1 pseudogene (only partly in view) is annotated in these 20,555 nt (G+C 70.9%); it reads left to right on the top strand.

Annotated elements, in window-relative coordinates:
- The first annotated feature begins 70 nt into the window (after positions 1-70).
- Positions 71-20,555, top strand: a pseudogene (locus tag ACZ5QD_RS10500) (non-ribosomal peptide synthase/polyketide synthase); it runs 22,793 nt beyond the window's last position.

Genomic DNA, 20,555 nt, shown 5'->3' with positions numbered 1-20,555 from the left:
GGGCGATGCTCATGAGACTGACGACACACGAACAACTGTTCGTGCGGGTCAGGATGATGCTGCGGCTGGCATGGGGGAGTCGGCGCCCGGGCAGCGGGGTGTGCCCGCCGGAGCGTTCCCACTCTCCGCAGCGCAGTTCGGGCTGTGGCTGTCGCAGCAGCTGCATCCCGAAGTGCCGATCAACATGGCGCAGTACGTGGAGCTGCGCGGTCAGCTCGATCTCGACCTGCTCGAAGAATGCCTGATCGCCACCGGCAAGGAGATCGGATCCGGCTACCTGCGGATCATCGACGTCGACGGCCGCCCGTACCAGCTCGTCGACCGCGACATCGAGCAGTCGCTGGTCCGCGTCGATCTCTCTGAACGCCCCGATCCGGAGGCCGCGGCGCACGAGTGGATGCGCGCCGAGTACACGGCGCCGATCGATCTCGAGACCGGTCCGCTCTTCTGCTGTGCGGTCATCACGATCGGCCCCGACCACCACTACTGGTATGCGCGAGTGCACCACGTGGCGCTCGACGGCGTGGGTGCCATCACGTTGATGACCCGCGTGGCGGAGCTGTACACGCAGGCGCTCGACGGCGCGCCGCTGCCGTCCGATCCGGCGGACCACCTGCGCGAGCTGTACGAGGTCGAGGACGCCTACCGGTCGTCGCGCCGATTCGAATCCGACCGCGAGTACTGGGCGCAGGTCGTCGACGACATGCCCGAACCCGAGTCGTTCGCTTCGCGTCACGCCGCGCCGCAGGCGCTGAGCACCGTCGCGAGCACTGCACTGCCGCGCGATCTGGCCGAGGCGATGACGACCGACGGAGCCTCCTTCGCACCGGTCACCATCGCCGCGTTCGCGGCGTACTTCGGCCGGCTGACCGGAACCGACGACGTCCTGCTGTCGCTTCCCGTCTCGGCGCGCACCACCGCGCTGATGCGCCGGGCGGGCGGCATGGTCTCGAATGTGGTGCCGCTCCGGATCGCCGTGCCCGCGGACGCCACTGTCGACGCCCTCGTCGAATCGGTGCAGGTCCAGCTGGTGGGCGCGCTCCGCCACCAGCGCTACCGCACGGAGGACATCCGTCGCGACGCCGGTTCGCTCGGCGCGGACCGCGCCTATTTCGGCCCGGTCGTCAACATCATGATGGGTCTGGGCGACCTGCGCCTGGGCGCCATCGAATCACGACTGCACGTCCTCTCGTCCGGTCCGGTCGACGACCTGATGCTCAACCTGTACGAGACGGGTACCGGCAGCACCCACATCGACTTCATCGCGAACCCGGCCCGATACACCGAGGCCGAGAACGAGCGTCACCACGCCCGCTTCGTGGACTTCCTCAAGCGTTTCGTGGCCGCCGGAGCCGACACCGCGATCGGCGACCTCGAGGTCCTCGGCGCCGGCGAGCGCGAATGGCTGCTCTCGCGCGAGGGCGGCACCGCCGCGGAGCCACGCGGTTTCGGCGACATCCTGGCCGCTTCGGCCGCGGTGTACCCCGACCGGGTGGCCGTCGAGTTCGGAGGCACCGTCTGGACCTACCGGGAACTCGACGAACGCTCGAACCGCCTGGCACGTGTCCTGATCCGGCGAGGGGTGGGACCGGAGAGCCTGGTGGCGCTGGCGGTCCCGCGCTCGCTCGAATCGGTGCTGGCGATCTGGTCGATCGCGAAGGCCGGAGGCGCCTACCTGCCGATCGATCCGGGCTATCCGTCCGACCGCATCGCCCACATGGTGACCGACTCCGGCGCGGAGCACGGTCTGACGACCATCGCGAACCGCGCCGCCCTCCCGGACGGCGTCGATTGGCTCGCGCTCGACTCGCTGGAGGCGACCACCCTCGCCGACGCGGAGTCGGCCGCGCCGATCACCGACGCCGAACGGCTCGCCCCGGTCCGGCCCGACAACCCCGCTTACGTCATCTACACGTCCGGTTCCACCGGACTGCCGAAGGGCGTCGTGGTGCCCAACCGCGGGTTGTCGACGCTCGCCGAGGACCTGCGAGTGGTGTACTCGGTCTCATCCGACGCCCGGGTTGCCCAGTTCGCCTCCCCGAGCTTCGATGCGGCATTCGGTGAGATGCTCGCCGCGTGGGCTCATGGCGGAGCTCTCATCGTCGTACCGCCGACCGTGACCGGCGGCGACGAACTCGCGGGACTGCTCGCGGCCGCACGCGTGACCACGCTGGTCTCGACCCCGCCCGCCGCGCAGACGCTCGACCCGACCGGCCTGGACTCGATGCGCCGGGTGGTGACCGGCGGCGACGTGCTGCCCGCCGAACTCGCGGCGCGGTGGGACGGCCGGTTGCGCAACGCCTACGGTCCCACCGAGACCACGGTGATCGTCACGATCACCGAGCCACTGGCCGCCGGGACGCCGATCACGATCGGCGCGCCGATGAGCGGGGTTCGAGCGCTGGTGCTCGACCACCGCCTGCGGCCGGCGCCGGTCGGTGTCGCGGGCGATCTGTACATCGCCAATCCCGGTACTGCGCGCGGCTACCACGCCCGCCCGTCGCTGACCTCCTCGCGCTTCGTCGCCGATCCGTACGGCCCACCCGGCAGCCGCATGTACGCCACCGGCGACGTGGTCCGGTGGACCGACGACGGCGAGCTCGACTACATCGGGCGCTCGGACTTCCAGGTCAAGATTCGCGGCTTCCGCATCGAACTCGGCGAGATCGACGCCGTGATGGAGAACTGCCCGGGCGTCGACTTCGCCACTACGCAGGTCCGTACCGGTTCAGCCGGTCAGCCACAGCTGGTCACCTACGTGCTGGCCGAGGACGGCGTGGATCTGGACCCGTCGGGTCTGCGGATCGCCGCCGGACAGGTGCTGCCCGAATACATGGTGCCCGCCGCGGTGGTCGTGCTCGACGAGGTGCCGCTCACGGTGAACGGCAAGCTCGATCGCGCCGCCCTGCCCGATCCCGACTTCAGCGCGAGCACGGCGGAGTACCGCGAGCCGTCGACCGAGCTGGAGAAGCGGATCGCCGAGGTCTTCGCCGACGTCCTCGGTCTCGACCGTGTCAGCGCCGACGCGAGCTTCTTCGAGCTCGGCGGCGACAGCATCATCTCCCTGCAGTTGGTGTCGCGGGCCAAGAACCTCGGCATCGTCTTCACCGCGCGCGAGGTCTTCGAACAGCAGACGGTGGCCGGTCTGGCCCAGGTGGCGCGGACCGCCGACTCGGCAGAGGCGGAGCTGACCGAACTTCCGGGCGAGGGCGTCGGGCCGATGCCGCTGACCCCGGTGATGCACCAGATGCTCGAACTCGGACGCTACGAGGCGTTCGCACAGGCGCTGACCCTCGTCCTCCCGGCGGGCGCGAGCGATGAGGGCGTCGCCGCCACCATCGCCGCCGTCGTGGATCATCACGACATGCTGCGCGCGGTGCTGCGCGCGGACGGCCCCGAACCCGTCATCGTCACGCGACCGGCGGGCAGCGTGGACGCGACATCGCTGATCTCGAACGTTCCCGCCCGGGGACGCGCCGGATCGGCCGAGCTCGCGGAGCAGATCGGCCGAGTCGCGGCCGAGTCGGCGCGCCGCCTGAGTCCGGACACCGGTGTCATGGCGCAGTTCGTCCGACTCACGGGATCGGGCGAGACCGACGGAGACCGACTGGTCGCCGTCGTGCACCACCTCGCCGTCGACGGTGTGTCGTGGCGCACGCTGGTCCCCGACTTCGCACTCGCGTGGGTGAGCGTCTCCGCCGGCGCGACCCCGTCCCTTCCGCCTGTCGGAACCTCGATGCGCCGATGGGCGCACGGACTCGCCGAGGCCGCCCGCCGCGCCGACCGTGAGGCCGAGCTCGAGCACTGGCGGCGGATCGTCGCGGACGGCGACCAGCCGGTGGGCCGGCGCCCGCTCGATCCGCGGGTCGATGTGGCCGCCACTGAACGGCGGCTCGAGGTCCGGCTCAGCCCGGAGACCACGAGAGCCGTGCTCGCGGTGATTCCGCGGCAGTACCGTGCGGGCGTCAACGACGGTCTGCTCGCGGCGCTGGCGCTGGCGGTCGCCGCATGGCGCGGCGCGGACGGGCGACGCAGCATGCTCGTCGATCTCGAGGGCCACGGCCGTGAGGAGTCGGCGGTGCCCGGTGCCGATCTGGCACGGACCGTCGGCTGGTTCACCAGCGTGTACCCGGCTCGGCTCGACGTCGGCGACGTGGATCTGGACGCCGCGTTCGAGGGCGGGCCGAGTACGGCGGCGCTGCTCAAGACGATCAAGGAACAGCTGCGGCGGATTCCGGGTGAGGGCGTCGGCTACGGCCTGCTGCGGCACCTGAATCCCGATTCGCGCGCCGAGATGATGCAATGGCACCGCCCCGAGATCGCGTTCAACTATCTGGGCCGGCTGTCGTCAGGTGAGATTCCCGCCGAACTGCGCGCCGTGGGCTGGCTGCCCGACGGCGAGATGCTCGGCGCGGGTGCCCAGCGTCACGAGGACATGCCGCTCTCGGCCGCGCTGACGATCGATGCGATCGCCGCCGAAGACGGAGACGGCGTCGCACTCACTGCGACCTTCAGCTACGCCTCGGAGCTGCTCAGCGAGACCGAGGTGGTCGAACTCGCCGATCTGTGGGCGCGCGCCCTCGACGCGATGGCATCGCTGTCGCAGTCGCAGACCACGGGCGGCTTCACGCCCGCGGACCTTCCCCTGGTGAACCTCTCGCAGGAACAGATCGATGCGTGGGAGCGCGACTTCGAGTCGCTGTCCGACATCTGGTCGCTCTCACCGCTGCAGGAGGGTCTGCTGTTCCACGCCGGCCTCGCCGAGCACTTCGTGGACGTCTACACCGCGCAGATCGTGCTCGACCTGAGCGGCGAGGTCGACGCCGAACGCATGCGCGCGGCGGGCCAGGCGCTCGTCGACCGGCATCCCAGCCTGCGTGCCGCCTTCGTCTACGACGACACCGGCGTCCCCGCTCAGATCATCGTCGACGACGCGCGGCTGCCCTTCGAGTCGACGGATCTGTCAGACCTCGACGAGCAGGAGGCGCAGCGGACGGCGCGCGATCTGGTCACGTCGGATCGGGAGACTCGCTTCCGTCTCGACCGGCCGCCGCTGATCCGGATGCGGCTGATCCGCTTCTCGGACGGCGCGTACCGTCTGGCGCTGACCAATCACCACCTCCTGCTGGACGGCTGGTCGCTGCCTCTGGTGCTGACCGACCTTCTGGCGCTGTACGGCGCCAACGGCAACGGCTCGGGCATGGCCGCCGCGCCGAGTTACCGCGCCTATCTCGACTGGCTGTCGGGCCAGGACCCGCAGGCCTCGCTGGACGCGTGGTCGCGGGCCCTCGCCGGCCTCGACGAGCCGACCGTCCTCGCCCCGCAGTCGAGCGAGCTCGCGATGCCGACGCCCGAGGAACTTCTTCTGGACCTCGACGAGGATGTCGAGGCGGCGCTCGCCGCCGACGCCCGGACGCTCGGTGTCACGGTGAACACCGTGGTGCAGGCCGCGTGGGGTGTGCTCCTGGCCCGCCTGACCAGTCGCTCGGACGTCGTGTTCGGCGCCACGGTCTCCGGCCGGCCGCCGCAGCTGCCGGGCGTGGAATCCACCGTCGGTCTCTTCATCAACACCGTTCCGGTCCGGGTTCGGCTCGACCGCACCGAATCGATCCGCGATCTCCTGCGCCGGGTGCAGGTCGAGCAGGCCGACCTGCTCGACCACCACTACACCGGACTCACCGATATCCAGCGGGCGGCGGGTCTCGGCCCCCTCTTCGACACGTTGACCGTGTTCGAGTCCTACCCGATCGACCGCTCGGTGCTCGCCGACGTCGACGCGGTCGCGGGCATGAGAGTGGTGGACGTCGAAGTCAACGATGCCACCCACTACCCGTTGACACTGGTGGCGCTGCAGGACCCGCGACTGCGGTTCAAACTGAAGTTCCTGCCGACGGCGTTCAGCGCCGAGGCCGCCGACCGACTGCTGACGAGGCTGGTCCGGGTGCTGGCGACCGTCGCCGCGGACCTCGACCGACCGGTCGCGTCCATCGACGTCCTCGACGAGGGGGAACGCGCGGCCCTGGCACCGATGACCCGGATGCCGGCGTCCGTCTCGGACACCGGGTTCGACCTCTTCGACACGGTCCGCAACGAACACGCCGACCGCCCCGCGGTGCGGTTCGACGGCGAAGAACTGACCTACCGGGAACTGTCCGGCCGCGCGGCGCGACTGGCACGGGCACTGCTCGACCGCGGCGTCGGCCCGGAGAGCTTCGTCGCCCTCGCGCTGCCCCGTTCGCTCGACTCGGTGGTCGCGATGTGGGCGGTGCTCGAGTCCGGAGCGGCTTTCGTGCCGGTGGACCCGAGCTATCCGGCCGACCGCATCGAGCACATGCTGACCGACTCCGGTGCGAGTGTCGGCATCACCGTCGCCGCACACGCCGCCGATCTTCCCGATGAGAGCACCGACTGGCTCGTGCTCGACGACTCCGTGCTGCGGGTGGAACTGGTGGGCCGATCGGCCGAACCGGTCACCCCCGCCGAGCGCGGCGGGGCATGCCGCCCGGACCAGGCCGCGTACATGATCTACACCTCGGGCACCACGGGTCTGCCCAAGGGCGTCATCGTGCCGAGGCACGGTCTGGAGAGCTTCGCGCTCGAACAGCGCGAGCGCTACCGCGTCACGCCCGATTCGCGGGTGCTGCACGTCGCCTCACCGAGCTTCGACGCCTCCGTCCTGGAGTTCGTGATGGCCTTCGGTACCGGCGCGCTCCTGGTCGTCTCACCGCCGACCGTCTTCGGCGGCACCGAACTGAGCGACCTGATCACACGCGAATCACTGAGCCACGTCTTCCTCACACCGTCGGCGCTGGCCACCATGGACCCCGAGCGGTTGGGCGAGCGTCCCGAGATCCTGGTGCTCGGAGGCGAAGCCGTCTCCGACGACCTCGTCGCCCGCTGGGCTCCCGGCCGCCAGGTGTTCAACGCCTACGGTCCCACCGAGACCACCGTCGTGGCCGCCGGCACCGACGCGCTGGTCGCGGGACGCCCGGTGACCATCGGCGGACCGATCCGCGGCACCGGCCTGCTGGTGCTCGACGAGGATCTGCGTCCGGTGCCGGTGGGAGCGGTCGGCGAACTGTACGTGACCGGCGCCGGTCTGGCTCGCGGTTACCACGCGCAGGCGGCACTGACCGCCGCTCGTTTCGTGGCGAACCCGGTCGGTGCTCCCGGCGACCGGATGTACCGCACCGGCGATCTGGTGCGGCCGAACGCCGACCTCGAACTGGAGTACATCGGCCGTTCGGACTTCCAGGTCAAGGTGCGCGGCCTGCGCATCGAGCTCGGGGAGATCGACGCGGTCCTCGCCACTCATCCGGACGTCGACTTCGTCGCGACCCTCGGGGTGGACGACGAACGCGGACAGACGCAGCTGGTGGCGTACGTGCGGCCGGTGGGCGGCCGCGACGTGGACACCGCCGAGCTGATCGACCATGCGGCCCGTTCCCTCACCGGATACATGGTGCCGTCGGCGATCGTGGTTCTCGACGAGGTGCCGCTGACTCCGGTGGGCAAACTGGACCGGCGTGCGCTCCCGAAGCCGGAGTTCGAGTTCGCGGTGTCCGAGTACGTGGCTCCGGTGACGCCGCCCGAGGAGATCGTGGCGGCGGCCTTCGCCGACGTGCTCGGCCTCGACCGCGTCGGCGCCACCGATGAGTTCTTCGACCTCGGCGGCAACTCGCTGATCGCCACGCGGGTCATCGCCCGGGTGAACGCCGAACTCGGCACCGACATCGGCGTCCGCGATCTGTTCGAGGCACCGACGGTGGCCGCACTCGCCCTGCGCGCCGAACGGTCGGCCGCCGGGGCGGGCAGGCTCGCGCTCACGGCGATGGAGCGGCCCGCGCACATTCCGCTGTCGCTCGCGCAGCAGCGCATGTGGTTCCTCAACCGCTACGACCCGGCCTCGGGGAACTACAACGTTCCGCTCGCCATCCGTCTGACCGGAGAACTCGACGTCGACGCGCTGCGTGCCGCGGTGCGCGACGTGATCGAGCGCCACGAGTCGTTGCGGACGGTGTTCCCGGATTCCGACTCCGGCGCCTACCAACAGGTGCTCGACGCCTCGCAGGTCGCCTGCCGGCTCGATCCGATCGCGGTCTCGGAGGACGAACTCGCCTCGCGCGCACTGGAACTCGGTGCGACTGGCTTCGACGTGACCGCTCAGGTCCCGATCCGCACGGCGTTGTTCCGGATCAGCGACGACGTTCACGTCCTCGCTCTGGTGATGCACCACATCATCGCCGACGGTTTCTCGATGGCGCCGCTGGCGCGCGATCTGGTCATGGCGTACACCGCCCGGACCCGGTCGAGTTCACCCGGCTGGGCCCCGCTGGAGGTCCAGTACGCGGACTTCGCGATCTGGCAGCGCGCGATGCTCGGCGACGAGTCCGATCCGCACTCGGTCGCGGCCGCCCAGATCGGATTCTGGCGTGAGGAACTCGCCGGTGTCCCCGAACTCCTGGAACTGCCGGCCGACCGACCGCGGCCCGAGGTGGCCTCGGGATCGGGCGGGCGCACCCGCGTCCGGATCGACGGGGCCCTGCGCGCCCGAGTCGAAGACGCCGCACGGCGTCACGGCGCCACTCCGTTCATGACCCTGCACGCCGCGCTGGCCGTCCTGCTCGCACGCGTGTCGGGGGAGAGCGACATCAGCGTCGGCACCCCGGTCGCGGGCCGCGGTGAGCGGCTGCTCGACGACGTGGTCGGCATGTTCGTCAACACCCTCGTCCTGCGGACACGGGTCGACGGCGCCGATTCGTTCAGCGACCTGCTAGCGAAGGTCAAGCACACCGATCTGGAGGCCTTCGAGCACGCCGACGTGCCGTTCGAACGGCTCGTGGAGATCCTCAACCCGGCCCGATCCACCGCGCACGCCCCGCTGTACCAGGTGCAGTTCGCCCTGGAGAACTTCGAGACCCCGACAGTGGACCTTCCGGGCTTGACCGTGGAGGCCGAGGGCATCGAGACCACCGTCTCCAAGTTCGACCTCGAGGTCACCGTGACCGAGCGCGCCGCCGGCTACGACGTGACGTTCGTCTACGCGACCGATCTCTTCGACGAGGACACCGCCGCCGGGTACGCGGAGCGATTCGTCCGCGCCCTCGACGCGCTGATCGCGGCACCGGACCGGCCGGTCGGCGACGTGGACCTGTTGCGGCCTCGCGAGCACGAGTTGCTCGAATCGTGGACCGCTGGACCGCAGGCACCTGCGCGCGCGACGCTCGTCGAGCGGTTCGAGGAGCAGGCCGCCCGGACTCCGGACGCCGTCGCCCTGGTGACGGGCGATGAGGTCCTGACCTACGCGGAGTTCGCGGCACAGGTGCACCGCCTCGCGCGGGAACTCCTCGCGTCGGGCGTGCGACCGGGCGACCAGGTCGGTCTGGCGATGCGCCGATCCCGTCACCTGGTGGTCGGCATGTACGCGATCCTGGCGGCGGGCGGCGCCTACGTCCCGCTCGACCCGGCCCACCCAGCCGAGCGCAACGCGCATGTGATCGACACCGCCGATCCGCGGCTGATTCTGACCACGTCCGCCGACTCGGCCGTGCTGCCCGTCGATCGCGAGCTGCTGCAGATCGACGGACTCGACCTGGGCGCACACCCGGACGGGCCGCTCATCGACGCCGAGCGCGGCGGTGTGCTGCGTCCCGAGTCGGCGGCGTACACGCTGTTCACCTCGGGTTCCACCGGGCTGCCGAAGGGCGTCACCGTGCCACATGCGGCGGCTGCCAATCAGCTCCACTCGATGCAGCGCGAATACCGGCTCACCGCAACCGATGTGGTGCTGCAGAAGACACCGATGACGTTCGATGCGTCCGTGTGGGAGTTCTTCTGGCCGCTTCAGGCGGGCGCACGACTGGTGCTGGCGGGGCCCGACGGTCATCGGGACCCGGCTCAGCAGGCGCAGCTGGCGGCCGAGCACTCGGTGACCGTGGTGCAGTTCGTGCCGTCGATGCTGCCGCTGGTGGTCGAGACCTTCGCCGAGCGCGGCGTGACCTCGTTGCGGCTGCTGTTCTCCGGCGGCGAGGTGCTGCCGGCATCGGTCGCAGAAGACGTCATGGAACGCCTGCGCACCGAGGTGCACAACCTGTACGGCCCCACCGAGTCGGCGATGCAGGTGACGCGCCGCGCGGCCGGTGCCGGAGCCGGTTCGGTGCCCATCGGTTCGCCCGTCGAGGGCGTGCGCGTGCACGTGCTCGACACCCGGCTGCATCCGGTCCCGGTCGGCACGCCCGGCGAACTGTACCTCGCGGGCGCGCAGCTGGCTCGGGGCTACGCGGGCCGTCCCGACCTGACGGCCGAGCGATTCGTCGCCGCACCGTACGACGCGGCGGGCGAGCGGATGTACCGCACCGGCGACCTGGTCCGGTGGACCGCGGACGGCGAACTCGAGTTCCTCGGCCGCACCGACGACCAGGTGAAGCTGCGCGGCCTGCGCATCGAGCCGGGCGAGATCGAGGCTGCGCTCGCCGCCCATCCCGGAGTCGATCAGGCGGTGGTGACCCTGCACCACGGGGAGCACACCGGCGATGCGCTCGTCGCATACGTCTCGGCTGCTCCCGGTACCGAGCGGGTGACTCAGGAAGATCTGAAGTCTCATGTGAGTGCTCGGGTGCCCGGCTACATGGTGCCGTCGCTGTTCATCGTGCTCGACGAACTGCCCGTCGGTGCCAGCGGCAAGATCGACCGCCGTGCGCTCCCGGCACCGGAGCTGGTGCTCAGCGCCGGGGTGTACGTCCCTCCGCGCAACCCGGTCGAGGAGATCATCGCGACGATCTTCGCGGAGACGATCGGCGTCGAGCGCGTGGGTGCGACCGACGACTTCTTCGCCGTGGGCGGCAACTCGCTCGTCGCCACCCGGGTGATCGCGCGACTCAACGACGCGTTGGGCACCGACGTCGGAGTCCGCGAGATCTTCGAGGCCCCGACCGTCGCCGAACTCGCCGTGGTGGCCGAGCAGCGGACGGGTGCGGTACGGCCCAAGCTGGTGGCGCGCGAGCGCACCGAACCGGCACCGTTGTCGCTGGCTCAGCAGCGCATGTGGTTCCTGAACCGATTCGATCGGGATTCCGCGGCCTACAACATGCCCTTCGCCATCCGGTTGACCGGTGCGCTGGACGTGTCCGCGATGCGCGCGGCGATGCTCGACGTCTGCGAGCGTCACGAGGCCCTGCGCACCGTGTACCCCGATTCCGCCGACGGACCCCGACAGGTGGTGCTGCCGGTGCGAGATGTGGCGGCGACCGCCGACCTCGTCGAGGTGGCGGTCGCGGAGGCCGACCTCGAAGCGGAAGTCGTCGCGCTGGCGACGGCACCCTTCGACGTCACCGCCGCACCGCCGGTCCGCGTGCATCTGTTGGCCGTGGGCCCCGACGAACACGTCTTGGTCTTCGTCCTGCACCACATCGCCTTCGACGGGTGGTCGTCGGCTCCGCTGGCCCGCGATCTGATGATCGCGTACGTCGCACGGACCGCCGGACAGCCGCCGGAGTGGTCGCCGCTGCCCGTGCAGTACAGCGACTTCGCCGTCTGGCAGCGGGAACTGCTCGGCGACGAGAACGATCCGGCATCGCTGGCCGCGCAGCAGCTGGCCTACTGGCGCGCCGAACTCGCCGATCTTCCCGACGTGCTGGAGCTGCCGACCGATCGGCCGCGGCCGGCACAGCAGTCGTTCCGAGGCGGAGACGTCGCCTTCACCTTGAGCCCCGAACTGCATGCGGCGCTGCTCGAGGTGGCTCGCTCCACCGACACGACGCTCTTCATGGTGGTCCATGCGGCACTGTCGGCGCTGCTCGGACGACTCTCGGGCAGTGACGACATCGCGATCGGCACGCCGATCGCCGGCCGCGGTGAAGCCGCGCTCGACGATGTGGTCGGCATGTTCGTCGGCACCCTGGTGCTGCGCACGGAGATCGACGAGAACGCGGCCTTCACCGATCTGCTGGCGCAGGTGCGCGAGCGAGACCTGGGTGCCTTCACCAACACCGAGATCCCGTTCGAGCGTCTCGTGGACGCGCTCAACCCGACCCGGTCCGCGGCGTACCACCCGCTGTTCCAGGTCTCACTGTGGTTCCAGAACATCGCGCGCGCCGAGCTGGAGCTTCCCGGGCTCACCGTCTCCCCCGCCGAGTTCGAGACCGGTCTGTCGCGGTTCGACCTGCAACTCACCGTGACCGACCGGACCGACGCCGAAGGCGCGCCGGGGGAGATCGACGTGGTGCTCACCTACGCCGAGGATCTGTTCGACAGGTCGACGGCGGAGCGTTTCGGCGACCGATTCACGTCGGTGCTGACACAGGTGGCGGCCGATCCCGCGGTGGTGGTCGGCGACATCCCGATCATCGGCGACCAGGAGCGGACCCGGGTCCTGGAGACCTGGAACGCCACCGATCACCGGATCGAATCCATCGATGCGGACAGCGACACGCTCGTGTCCCTCTTCGACGCGCAGGTGGCGCGATCGCCCGAAGCCACCGCCCTCGTATACGAGGGCGAGCAGATCACGTACGCGGAGTTCGACGCGCGAGCCAACCGTCTGGCACGGCATCTCATCTCGATGGGTGTCGGTCCGGAGTCGTTGGTCGGCCTGTCGATCCGCCGTTCGATCGATCTGCTCGTCGGCATGTACGGCATCCTCAAGGCCGGCGGCGCCTACGTGCCGCTCGATCCGGACCACCCCGCGGAGCGCAACGGATACGTTCTGGAGAGCGCCTGCCCGGTGACGGTCGTGACCACGACCGCCGACTCCGGAGCGGTCCCCGCGGACGTGCCGACGCTCGAGATCGACGTCCTCGACCTGTCCGGCGTCGCGGGCACCCCGGTGACCGACGCGGACCGCCGTTCGCCGCTGCGCCCGCAGAATCCGGCGAACCTGATCTACACCTCCGGCTCCACCGGCCGTCCCAAGGGCATCGCGGTGCCGCATGCCGGTCTGGTCAATCAGCTGTGCTGGATGCAGGGCGAATACCAGCTGACCGCCGACGACGCGGTGATGCTCAAGACCCCGATGACCTTCGACGTCTCCGTGTGGGAGTTCTTCTGGACCCTGCAGACCGGTGCCCGCCTCGTCATCGCCCGTCCGGACGGCCACCGGGACCCCGAGTACCTGTCGACGCTGATGCGCGAGCAGAACGTCACCGTGGTCCAGTACGTCCCGTCGATGCTGGCGATGTTCGTGTCGAGCTCGTCCGCGCGGATCCCCGACACCGTCCGCGCCGTGATCGCGATCGGCGAGGCGCTGCCGATCGAGACCGCCGAGGCCTTCCGCGAACTCTCCGCCGCGCCGCTGGACAACCTGTACGGACCCGCGGAGGCGTCGCTGGCCGTCACCTACTGGCGTCACACCGAAGCCGACCAGGGCGTGGTCCCGATCGGCGTCCCGATGTGGAACACCCGCCTGTACGTGCTCGACTCGCGCCTGCAGCCGGTGCCTCCGGGCGTCGCGGGAGAGCTGTACCTGTCGGGCGTCCAGCTGGCGCGCGGCTATCACGGTCGTCCCGACCTGTCGGCGGACCGGTTCGTCGCCGATCCGTTCGGCGCCCCGGGCGAGCGGATGTACCGCACCGGCGACCTGGTCCGGCACCGCGCCACCCCGGACGCCGACGACGCGGGGGTCCTCGAGTACATCGGCCGCACCGACTTCCAGGTCAAGGTGCGCGGAAACCGCATCGAGCTCGGCGAGATCGAGGCGGCCCTGCTGTCCGCGCCCGGCGTCACGCAGGCGGTGGTGCTGGTGCGCCACGACCCGCACACCGGCGACCAGCTGGTCGGCTACGTGGTGGCGCCCGCGGACGTGACCGGCGAGTCGGTCGCGGCGCATGCGGCGGGATCGCTGCCCTCGTACATGGTCCCGGCGGCCGTGGTGGTGATGGACGAGTTCCCCCGGAACAGCAGCGACAAGCTGGACCGGAAGGCGCTGCCCGAGCCGTCCTTCGACCTGCTCGCCGCCGAGTACGTGTCTCCGCGCGACCCGGTCGAGGAGATCATCGCGGGCGTTTTCGCCGGCGTCCTCGGTCTGCCGCGGATCAGCGTCGAGGAGAGCTTCTTCGACGCCGGCGGCAACTCTCTGATCGCGACCCGAGTGATCTCGCAGGTCAGCGACGCACTCGGCGTCGACCTCGGGGTACGCGACCTGTTCGACGCGCCGACGGTCGCCCAACTGGCCGCCCGCGTGGAGCAGAGCGGGGGCGCTTCGCGGCCCGCACTGACCCGGGCCGACCGCGGCGACACCGCACCGCTGTCGCTGGCACAGCAGCGGATGTGGTTCCTCAACCGGTTCGATCCGGCCTCGCCGGCCTACAACCTCCCCCTGCCGGTCCGGATGACCGGTCCGCTCGATGAGCCCGCTCTGCAGGCCGCAGTCCGCGACCTCCTCGACCGGCACGAGTCGCTGCGGACCCGGTTCCCCGACTCCGACAGCGGTCCGTACCAGCAGATCCTGCCGGTCGGCGACGCGGTGCCCGACCTGCGCCCGATCGAGGTCACCCGGGACGGCGTGCAGCAGGCGGTCGCGAAGGCCGTCATGACCGGATTCGACGTCACCGCCGAGGTGCCGCTGCGGGTTCGGCTGCTCCGGGTCACCGACGGTGACCCGCGCGGCGAGCACGTGCTCGTCCTGGTGCTTCACCACATCTCCGGCGACGGTCTGTCGATGGCGCCGCTGGTGCAGGACGTGATGGTGGCCTACGGCGCGCGGGCGGCCGGCGAGCAGCCGGCCTGGGCGCCGCTGGAAGTGCAGTACGCCGATTACGCGATCTGGCAGCGCGACGTGCTCGGCGATCCCGCGGACTCCTCGTCAGTGGCCGCCGCCCAGATCGATTACTGGCGCGAGACCCTCGCCGGGCTGCCCGACCGCCTCGAACTGCCCACCGATCACGAACGCCCGCAGGTGCAGTCGATGCGCGGCGCCATCCATCGCACCCCGATCGGCGCCGAGCTCTACTCCGCGATCGGCGCGTACGCCCGCGCCCGGGGCGTCACGCCGTTCATGGTCCTGCACGCCGCCTATGCGACCGTCTTGGCCGGGTTGACGGGTACCGCGGACATCGCTGTCGGCACCCCCGTCGGCGGTCGTGGCACGCGTGCGCTCGACGACCTGATCGGCATGTTCGTCAACACGCTCGTGCTGCGCACCCGGGTGCGTCCGGACGAGAGCTTCGATGCGCTCGTGGCTCAGGTCCGCGCCGCGGACCTCGCGGCCTTCGAGCACGCCGAGGTCCCGTTCGAGCAGCTGGTCGAGGTTCTCGACGTCACGCGCTCCACCGCGCATTCGCCGCTGTTCCAGGTGGCGCTCGCACTGCAGTCCGAGGCCCCGACGAGCTTCGAGATGGCGGGGCTGGACGTCGAGGCCGTCGACGTCTCGACCGACACGGCCAACATCGATCTCCAGCTCACGGTGCGCGAGAACACCGAGGTCGGCGCCGAAGCCGTCTTCACCTACGCCGCCGATCTCTTCGACGAGCCGACCGTCGAGTCGTTCGGCGACCGCCTGGTCCGCATCCTGCGGGCAGCGGTCGAGGCTCCCGAGACCGCCGTCGGCGATCTTCCTCTCCTCGGCGACGCCGAGCGCGCCGACCTCGTGGACCGGCGCGGCGGGGACGCGGCGGAGCCGCGGACCCTCGCCGATCTGTTCGGCGCCACCGCCGGGCGGCACGCCGACCGCGTCGCTGTCGAGTTCGACGGGCAGAGCCTGACCTACGCCGAGCTCGCCGAGCGCTCCAACCGGCTGGCGCGACGGCTGATCGACCACGGTGCCGGCCCCGACACGGTGGTCGCCCTCGCCATGACCCGATCGATCGACGCGATGGTCTCGATCTGGGCCGTGGCGGCCGCCGGAGCGGCCTACCTGCCGATCGATCCGAAGCTGCCCGCCGACCGCATCACGCACATGGTCTCCGACTCCGGCTCGGTGATCGGTCTGACGCATTCGGCCACCGCCGACACCCTGCCGTCGCAGGCGCGGCCGGTCGACGGCTGGACCCTTCTCGACGACGCAGCGCTGGCGGAGGATCTGGCGGGCCGCTCGGGCGCACCGCTCACCGATGCGGACCGGCGTGCGCCGCTGACCGTCGACGACCTCGCCTACGTGATCTACACGTCCGGCACCACCGGTCTGCCCAAGGGCGTCGCGGTGCCGCACCGCGGGCTGTCGACGCTGGCCGACGACGTCGTCGGGTACTACGAGACCTATCCGGGCGCGCGGATGCTGCAGTTCGCGGCGATCAGCTTCGACGCCGCCGTCGGCGAGATCCTCGCGACCTTCTGCGCGGGTGCGACGATGGTCATCGCCCCGACCGACCTCTACGGCGGTGCCGAACTGGCGGGCTTCATCCGCGATCAGCGGATCACGTCCTTCGTCGGCGCGCCGAACGCGGTGCAGACGGTCGACGCGAGCGAACTCGACCTGGTGACCCGCGTGGTGGTGGGCGGCGACGTGTGTCCGCCGGAACTGGTCGCCCGCTGGGGCGGGAGGCTGCGCAACGCGTACGGGCCCACCGAGACCACCGTGATCGTCACGATGACCGATCCGCTCGCCGCGGGCGAGCCGATCACGATCGGCTCGGCGATGAGCGGCGTGCACACCCTGGTTCTCGACGACCGGCTGCGGCCGGTCCCGGTCGGGACGCCGGGCGAGCTGTACATCACCAACGCCGGCCTCGCGCGCGGTTACCTCGGCCGGCGCGGTCTCACCTCCGAGCGGTTCGTCGCGAACCCGTACGCGGTGGGGAAGCGGATGTACCGCACCGGCGACGTGGTGCGCTGGACCGCAGACGGCGAACTCGCCTACATCGGCCGATCCGACTTCCAGCTGCAGATCCGCGGCTTCCGCGTCGAACTCGGCGAGATCGACGCCGCGCTCACCTCGCACCCCGACGTGGCCTTCGCCGTCACGTTGGGTGTCCCCGGACCGGCCGGCGACACCGTGCTGGTCGGCTACGTCCAGCCGGTGGCCGGAGCTGTCGTCGACACCGATGCGCTGGCGGCGCACGCCGCGCACCGGCTGCCGCCGTACATGGTCCCCGCGGTCATCATGGTGATCGACGAGGTGCCGTTGACCCCGATCGGCAAGGTCGACCGCAAGGCGCTGCCCGCACCGGAGTTCACCCGCGCGGCGGTTCACGTCGCGCCGGTGGGCGAGGTGGAGGTCGGCGTGGCCGAGGTGGTCGGCCGGGTGCTCGGTGCCGAGCGCGTCGGCGCCACCGACGACTTCTTCGACCTCGGCGGCAACTCGCTGATCGCGACGCGCGTCGTCGCGCAGATCAACGCCGAGTTCGGCTCCGACCTGGGAGTGCGGGATCTGTTCGAGGCACGGACCGTCGCCGAACTCGCCACCCGCGTGTCTCGAGGCTCGGCCGACGGCCGCCCGGCGCTGACGCCGCGTGAGCGGGCGGCGCGGGCACCGCTGTCGCTGGCGCAACAGCGGATGTGGTTCCTCAACCGGCTCGACCCCTCGTCGGCGGCGTACAACATCCCGCTGGCGGTCCGGCTCACCGGTGAGCTCGACGCCGATGCCTTCGGCGCCGCGCTGGGCGACGTGGTCGCGCGGCACGAGACGCTGCGCACCGTCTACCCCGATGCGGGGGACGGCGGGCACCAGCAGATCCTCGACGCGGAATCGGCGGGACTGGACCTGATCCGTGACCGGGTCAGCCCGGACGAGGTGGCGGGCCGCGTCGCGGCGCTGGCCACCGAAGGCTTCGACGTGACCGCCGAGGTCCCCATCCGCGCCGCTCTGCTGCGGGTGGCGGAACCGGGCGAGGACGTGACCGATCACGTCTTCGTGCTGGTCCTGCACCACATCGCGTCCGACGCGTCGTCGCTGGCACCGCTGGTCCGCGACGTCATCACCGCCTACACCGCCCGCGCAGCGGGTCACGCCCCGGACTGGGCGCCGTTGCCGGTGCAGTACGCCGACTACGCGATCTGGCAGCGTGAGCTCCTCGGAGACCTGGACGACTCGCACTCGCGCGGTGCACGCCAGCTGGCCTACTGGACCAAGGCGCTCGCCGGGCTCCCCGATCAGCTCGACCTGCCCACCGACCGGTCGCGCCCGGCGCGTCCGTCGATGCGCGGCGGCCGTGTGGAGTTCACCATCGACGGTGAAGTGCATCGCGCGGTCACCGAGATCGGTCGCGCGCACGGCGCGTCGACGTTCATGGTGATGCATGCGGCGCTCTCGGTGCTGCTGGCCCGACTGTCGGCCACCACCGACATCGCGATCGGCACCGCGGTCGCCGGCCGCGGGGAACCCGAACTCGACGGGCTCGTCGGCATGTTCGTCAACACCCTGGTCCTGCGCACCGTGGTGGAGCCCGAAGTCGACTTCGCCGGTGTCCTCGCTCAGACGCGCGCCACCGACCTGGCCGCGTTCGGGCACACCGAACTGCCCTTCGAGCGTCTGGTCGAGGCGATCAGCCCCACCCGCTCGCAGTCGCACCATCCGCTGTTCCAGGTGGCGCTCGACTTCCAGAATGCGGGCGAGGTCGCGGTGGAGCTGCCGGGCCTGGCCATCGCGCCGGAGCAGATCAGCGCCGACGTCGCGAAGTTCGACCTGCAGCTGACGGTCGCCGAGACCGTCGACGAGTCGGGTACTCCGGCCGGGATGCGCGCCTCGTTCGACTACGCCACCGACCTCTTCGACGCGTCGACCGTCCAGGTCTTCGCGGAGCGGCTCGTGCGCATCCTGTCGACCGTGGTCGTGGACCCGACGGTGCCGATCGGCGACGTCCCGATCCTGTCGCCGACCGAGAGCGACGAGTTGAGCGCGGTCGCCGGCCCGGCGTCCGTGGCGCCCCGCACCTTCCCGCAGATCCTGGCCGACGCCGTCGCCGACGATCCGAACCGGATCGCGGTGGAGGAGGGCTCCGCGGCGCTCACCTATCGTCAGCTCGACGAGCGGTCGAACCAGCTGGCCCGGCTGCTGGCCGAGCGCGGCATCGGCACCGGTGACTACGTCGCGGTCGCCATGCCGCGATCGATCCGCACCGCGACTGCCGTCTGGGCGATCGTCAAGACCGGCGCGGCGTTCCTGCCGATCGATCCGAGCTATCCGGCCGACCGCATCGCGCACATGCTGACCGATTCGGGTGTACGGATCGGTCTCACGACGTCGACCGAGCGTCCCGAGCTCTCCGGTGAGGTCGACTGGATCGTCCTCGACGAGATCGATGCGCTGCTGGCGGCCGAGTCGGTCGCCGAGGTGACCCCGGTGCGCCGCATGCGCGTGGACTCGCCGGCCTACGTCATCTACACCTCCGGGTCCACCGGTCTGCCCAAGGGCGTCGTGGTGACCCATCGGGGACTGGCGAACCTGGTCGCGGAGCAGCGCGCGCACATGCAGCTGGTCCCCGGCTCGCGGTCGCTGCAGTTCGCGTCACCGAGTTTCGACGCCTCGGTGTTCGAGATGATGATGGCCTTCGGCAGCGCGTCGACGATGGTCGTCGCGCCCGCGGGGCTGCTGGGCGGCGTGGAACTGTCGGACTTCCTGCGCGCGAACCGGGTGACCCACGCCTGCATCACGCCGGCCGCGCTGGCCGCGGCCGATCCGCAGGGACTGGACGACCTGCGCGTGCTGGCCGTGGCGGGCGACGCCTGCCCGCCCGAACTCGTGGCCCGCTGGGCACCCGAGCGCACCATGCTGAACCTGTACGGACCCACCGAGACCACCGTCTGGTGCACGGTGTCGGAGCCCCTGCGTGCGGGTGCGCCGATCACGATCGGCGCACCGACGCGCGGCTTCCGGCTGACCGTGCTCGACGGCCGTCTCCGGCCGGCTCCGGTGGGAGTGGCCGGTGAGCTCTACCTCGCCGGACCGGCCTTGGCCGCCGGCTACCACGATCGCGCCGGGCTGACCGCCGAGCGATTCGTCGCGAACCCGTTCAGCGAGGGCGAGCGGATGTACCGCACCGGCGACGTGGTCCGGTGGACGCGCGACGGGCGGCTCGAGTACGTCGGCCGCTCGGACTTCCAGGTCAAGGTCCGCGGCTTCCGCATCGAACTCGGCGAGATCAGCGGCGCGCTCTCGTGCCACGACAGCGTCGGATTCGTCACCACGGAGGGCGTCACCGCACCCGACGGCGGCACCGCGCTGGTGTCGTACGTGCTGCCCGCTCCCGGACACGTGGTCGACGAGGTCGCGCTGAAATCGTTCGCGGCGGAGTTCCTGCCCGCGTACATGGTTCCCACTCAGGTCGTCGCACTCGACGAGGTCCCGCTCACGCCTGCGGGCAAGCTCGACCGCCGGGCACTGCCCGCGCCGTCGTTCACCATCGAGGAGGGCGACTACCAGGCGCCCCGCAGCCTCACCGAGGAGATCGTCGCAGGCGTCTTCGCCGAGGTCCTCGGCCTCGAGCGCGTCAGCGTCAGCAGCGGGTTCTTCGACCTCGGCGGCAACTCGCTGTCGGCGACCAAGGCCACCGCCCGCGTCGGCGCGGCGCTCGGCGTGCGCGTCGGGGTCCGCGACCTGTTCGACGCCCCGACGGTGGCCGAGTTCGCCGCCCATCTGGAGACGGCGACCGCCGACGAGCGGCCTCCGCTCACGGCCCGCCCGCGTC

It is taken from the genome of Gordonia sp. J1A (assembly GCF_055393515.1).
This window is presented reverse-complemented; position numbering and strand designations above follow the sequence as displayed.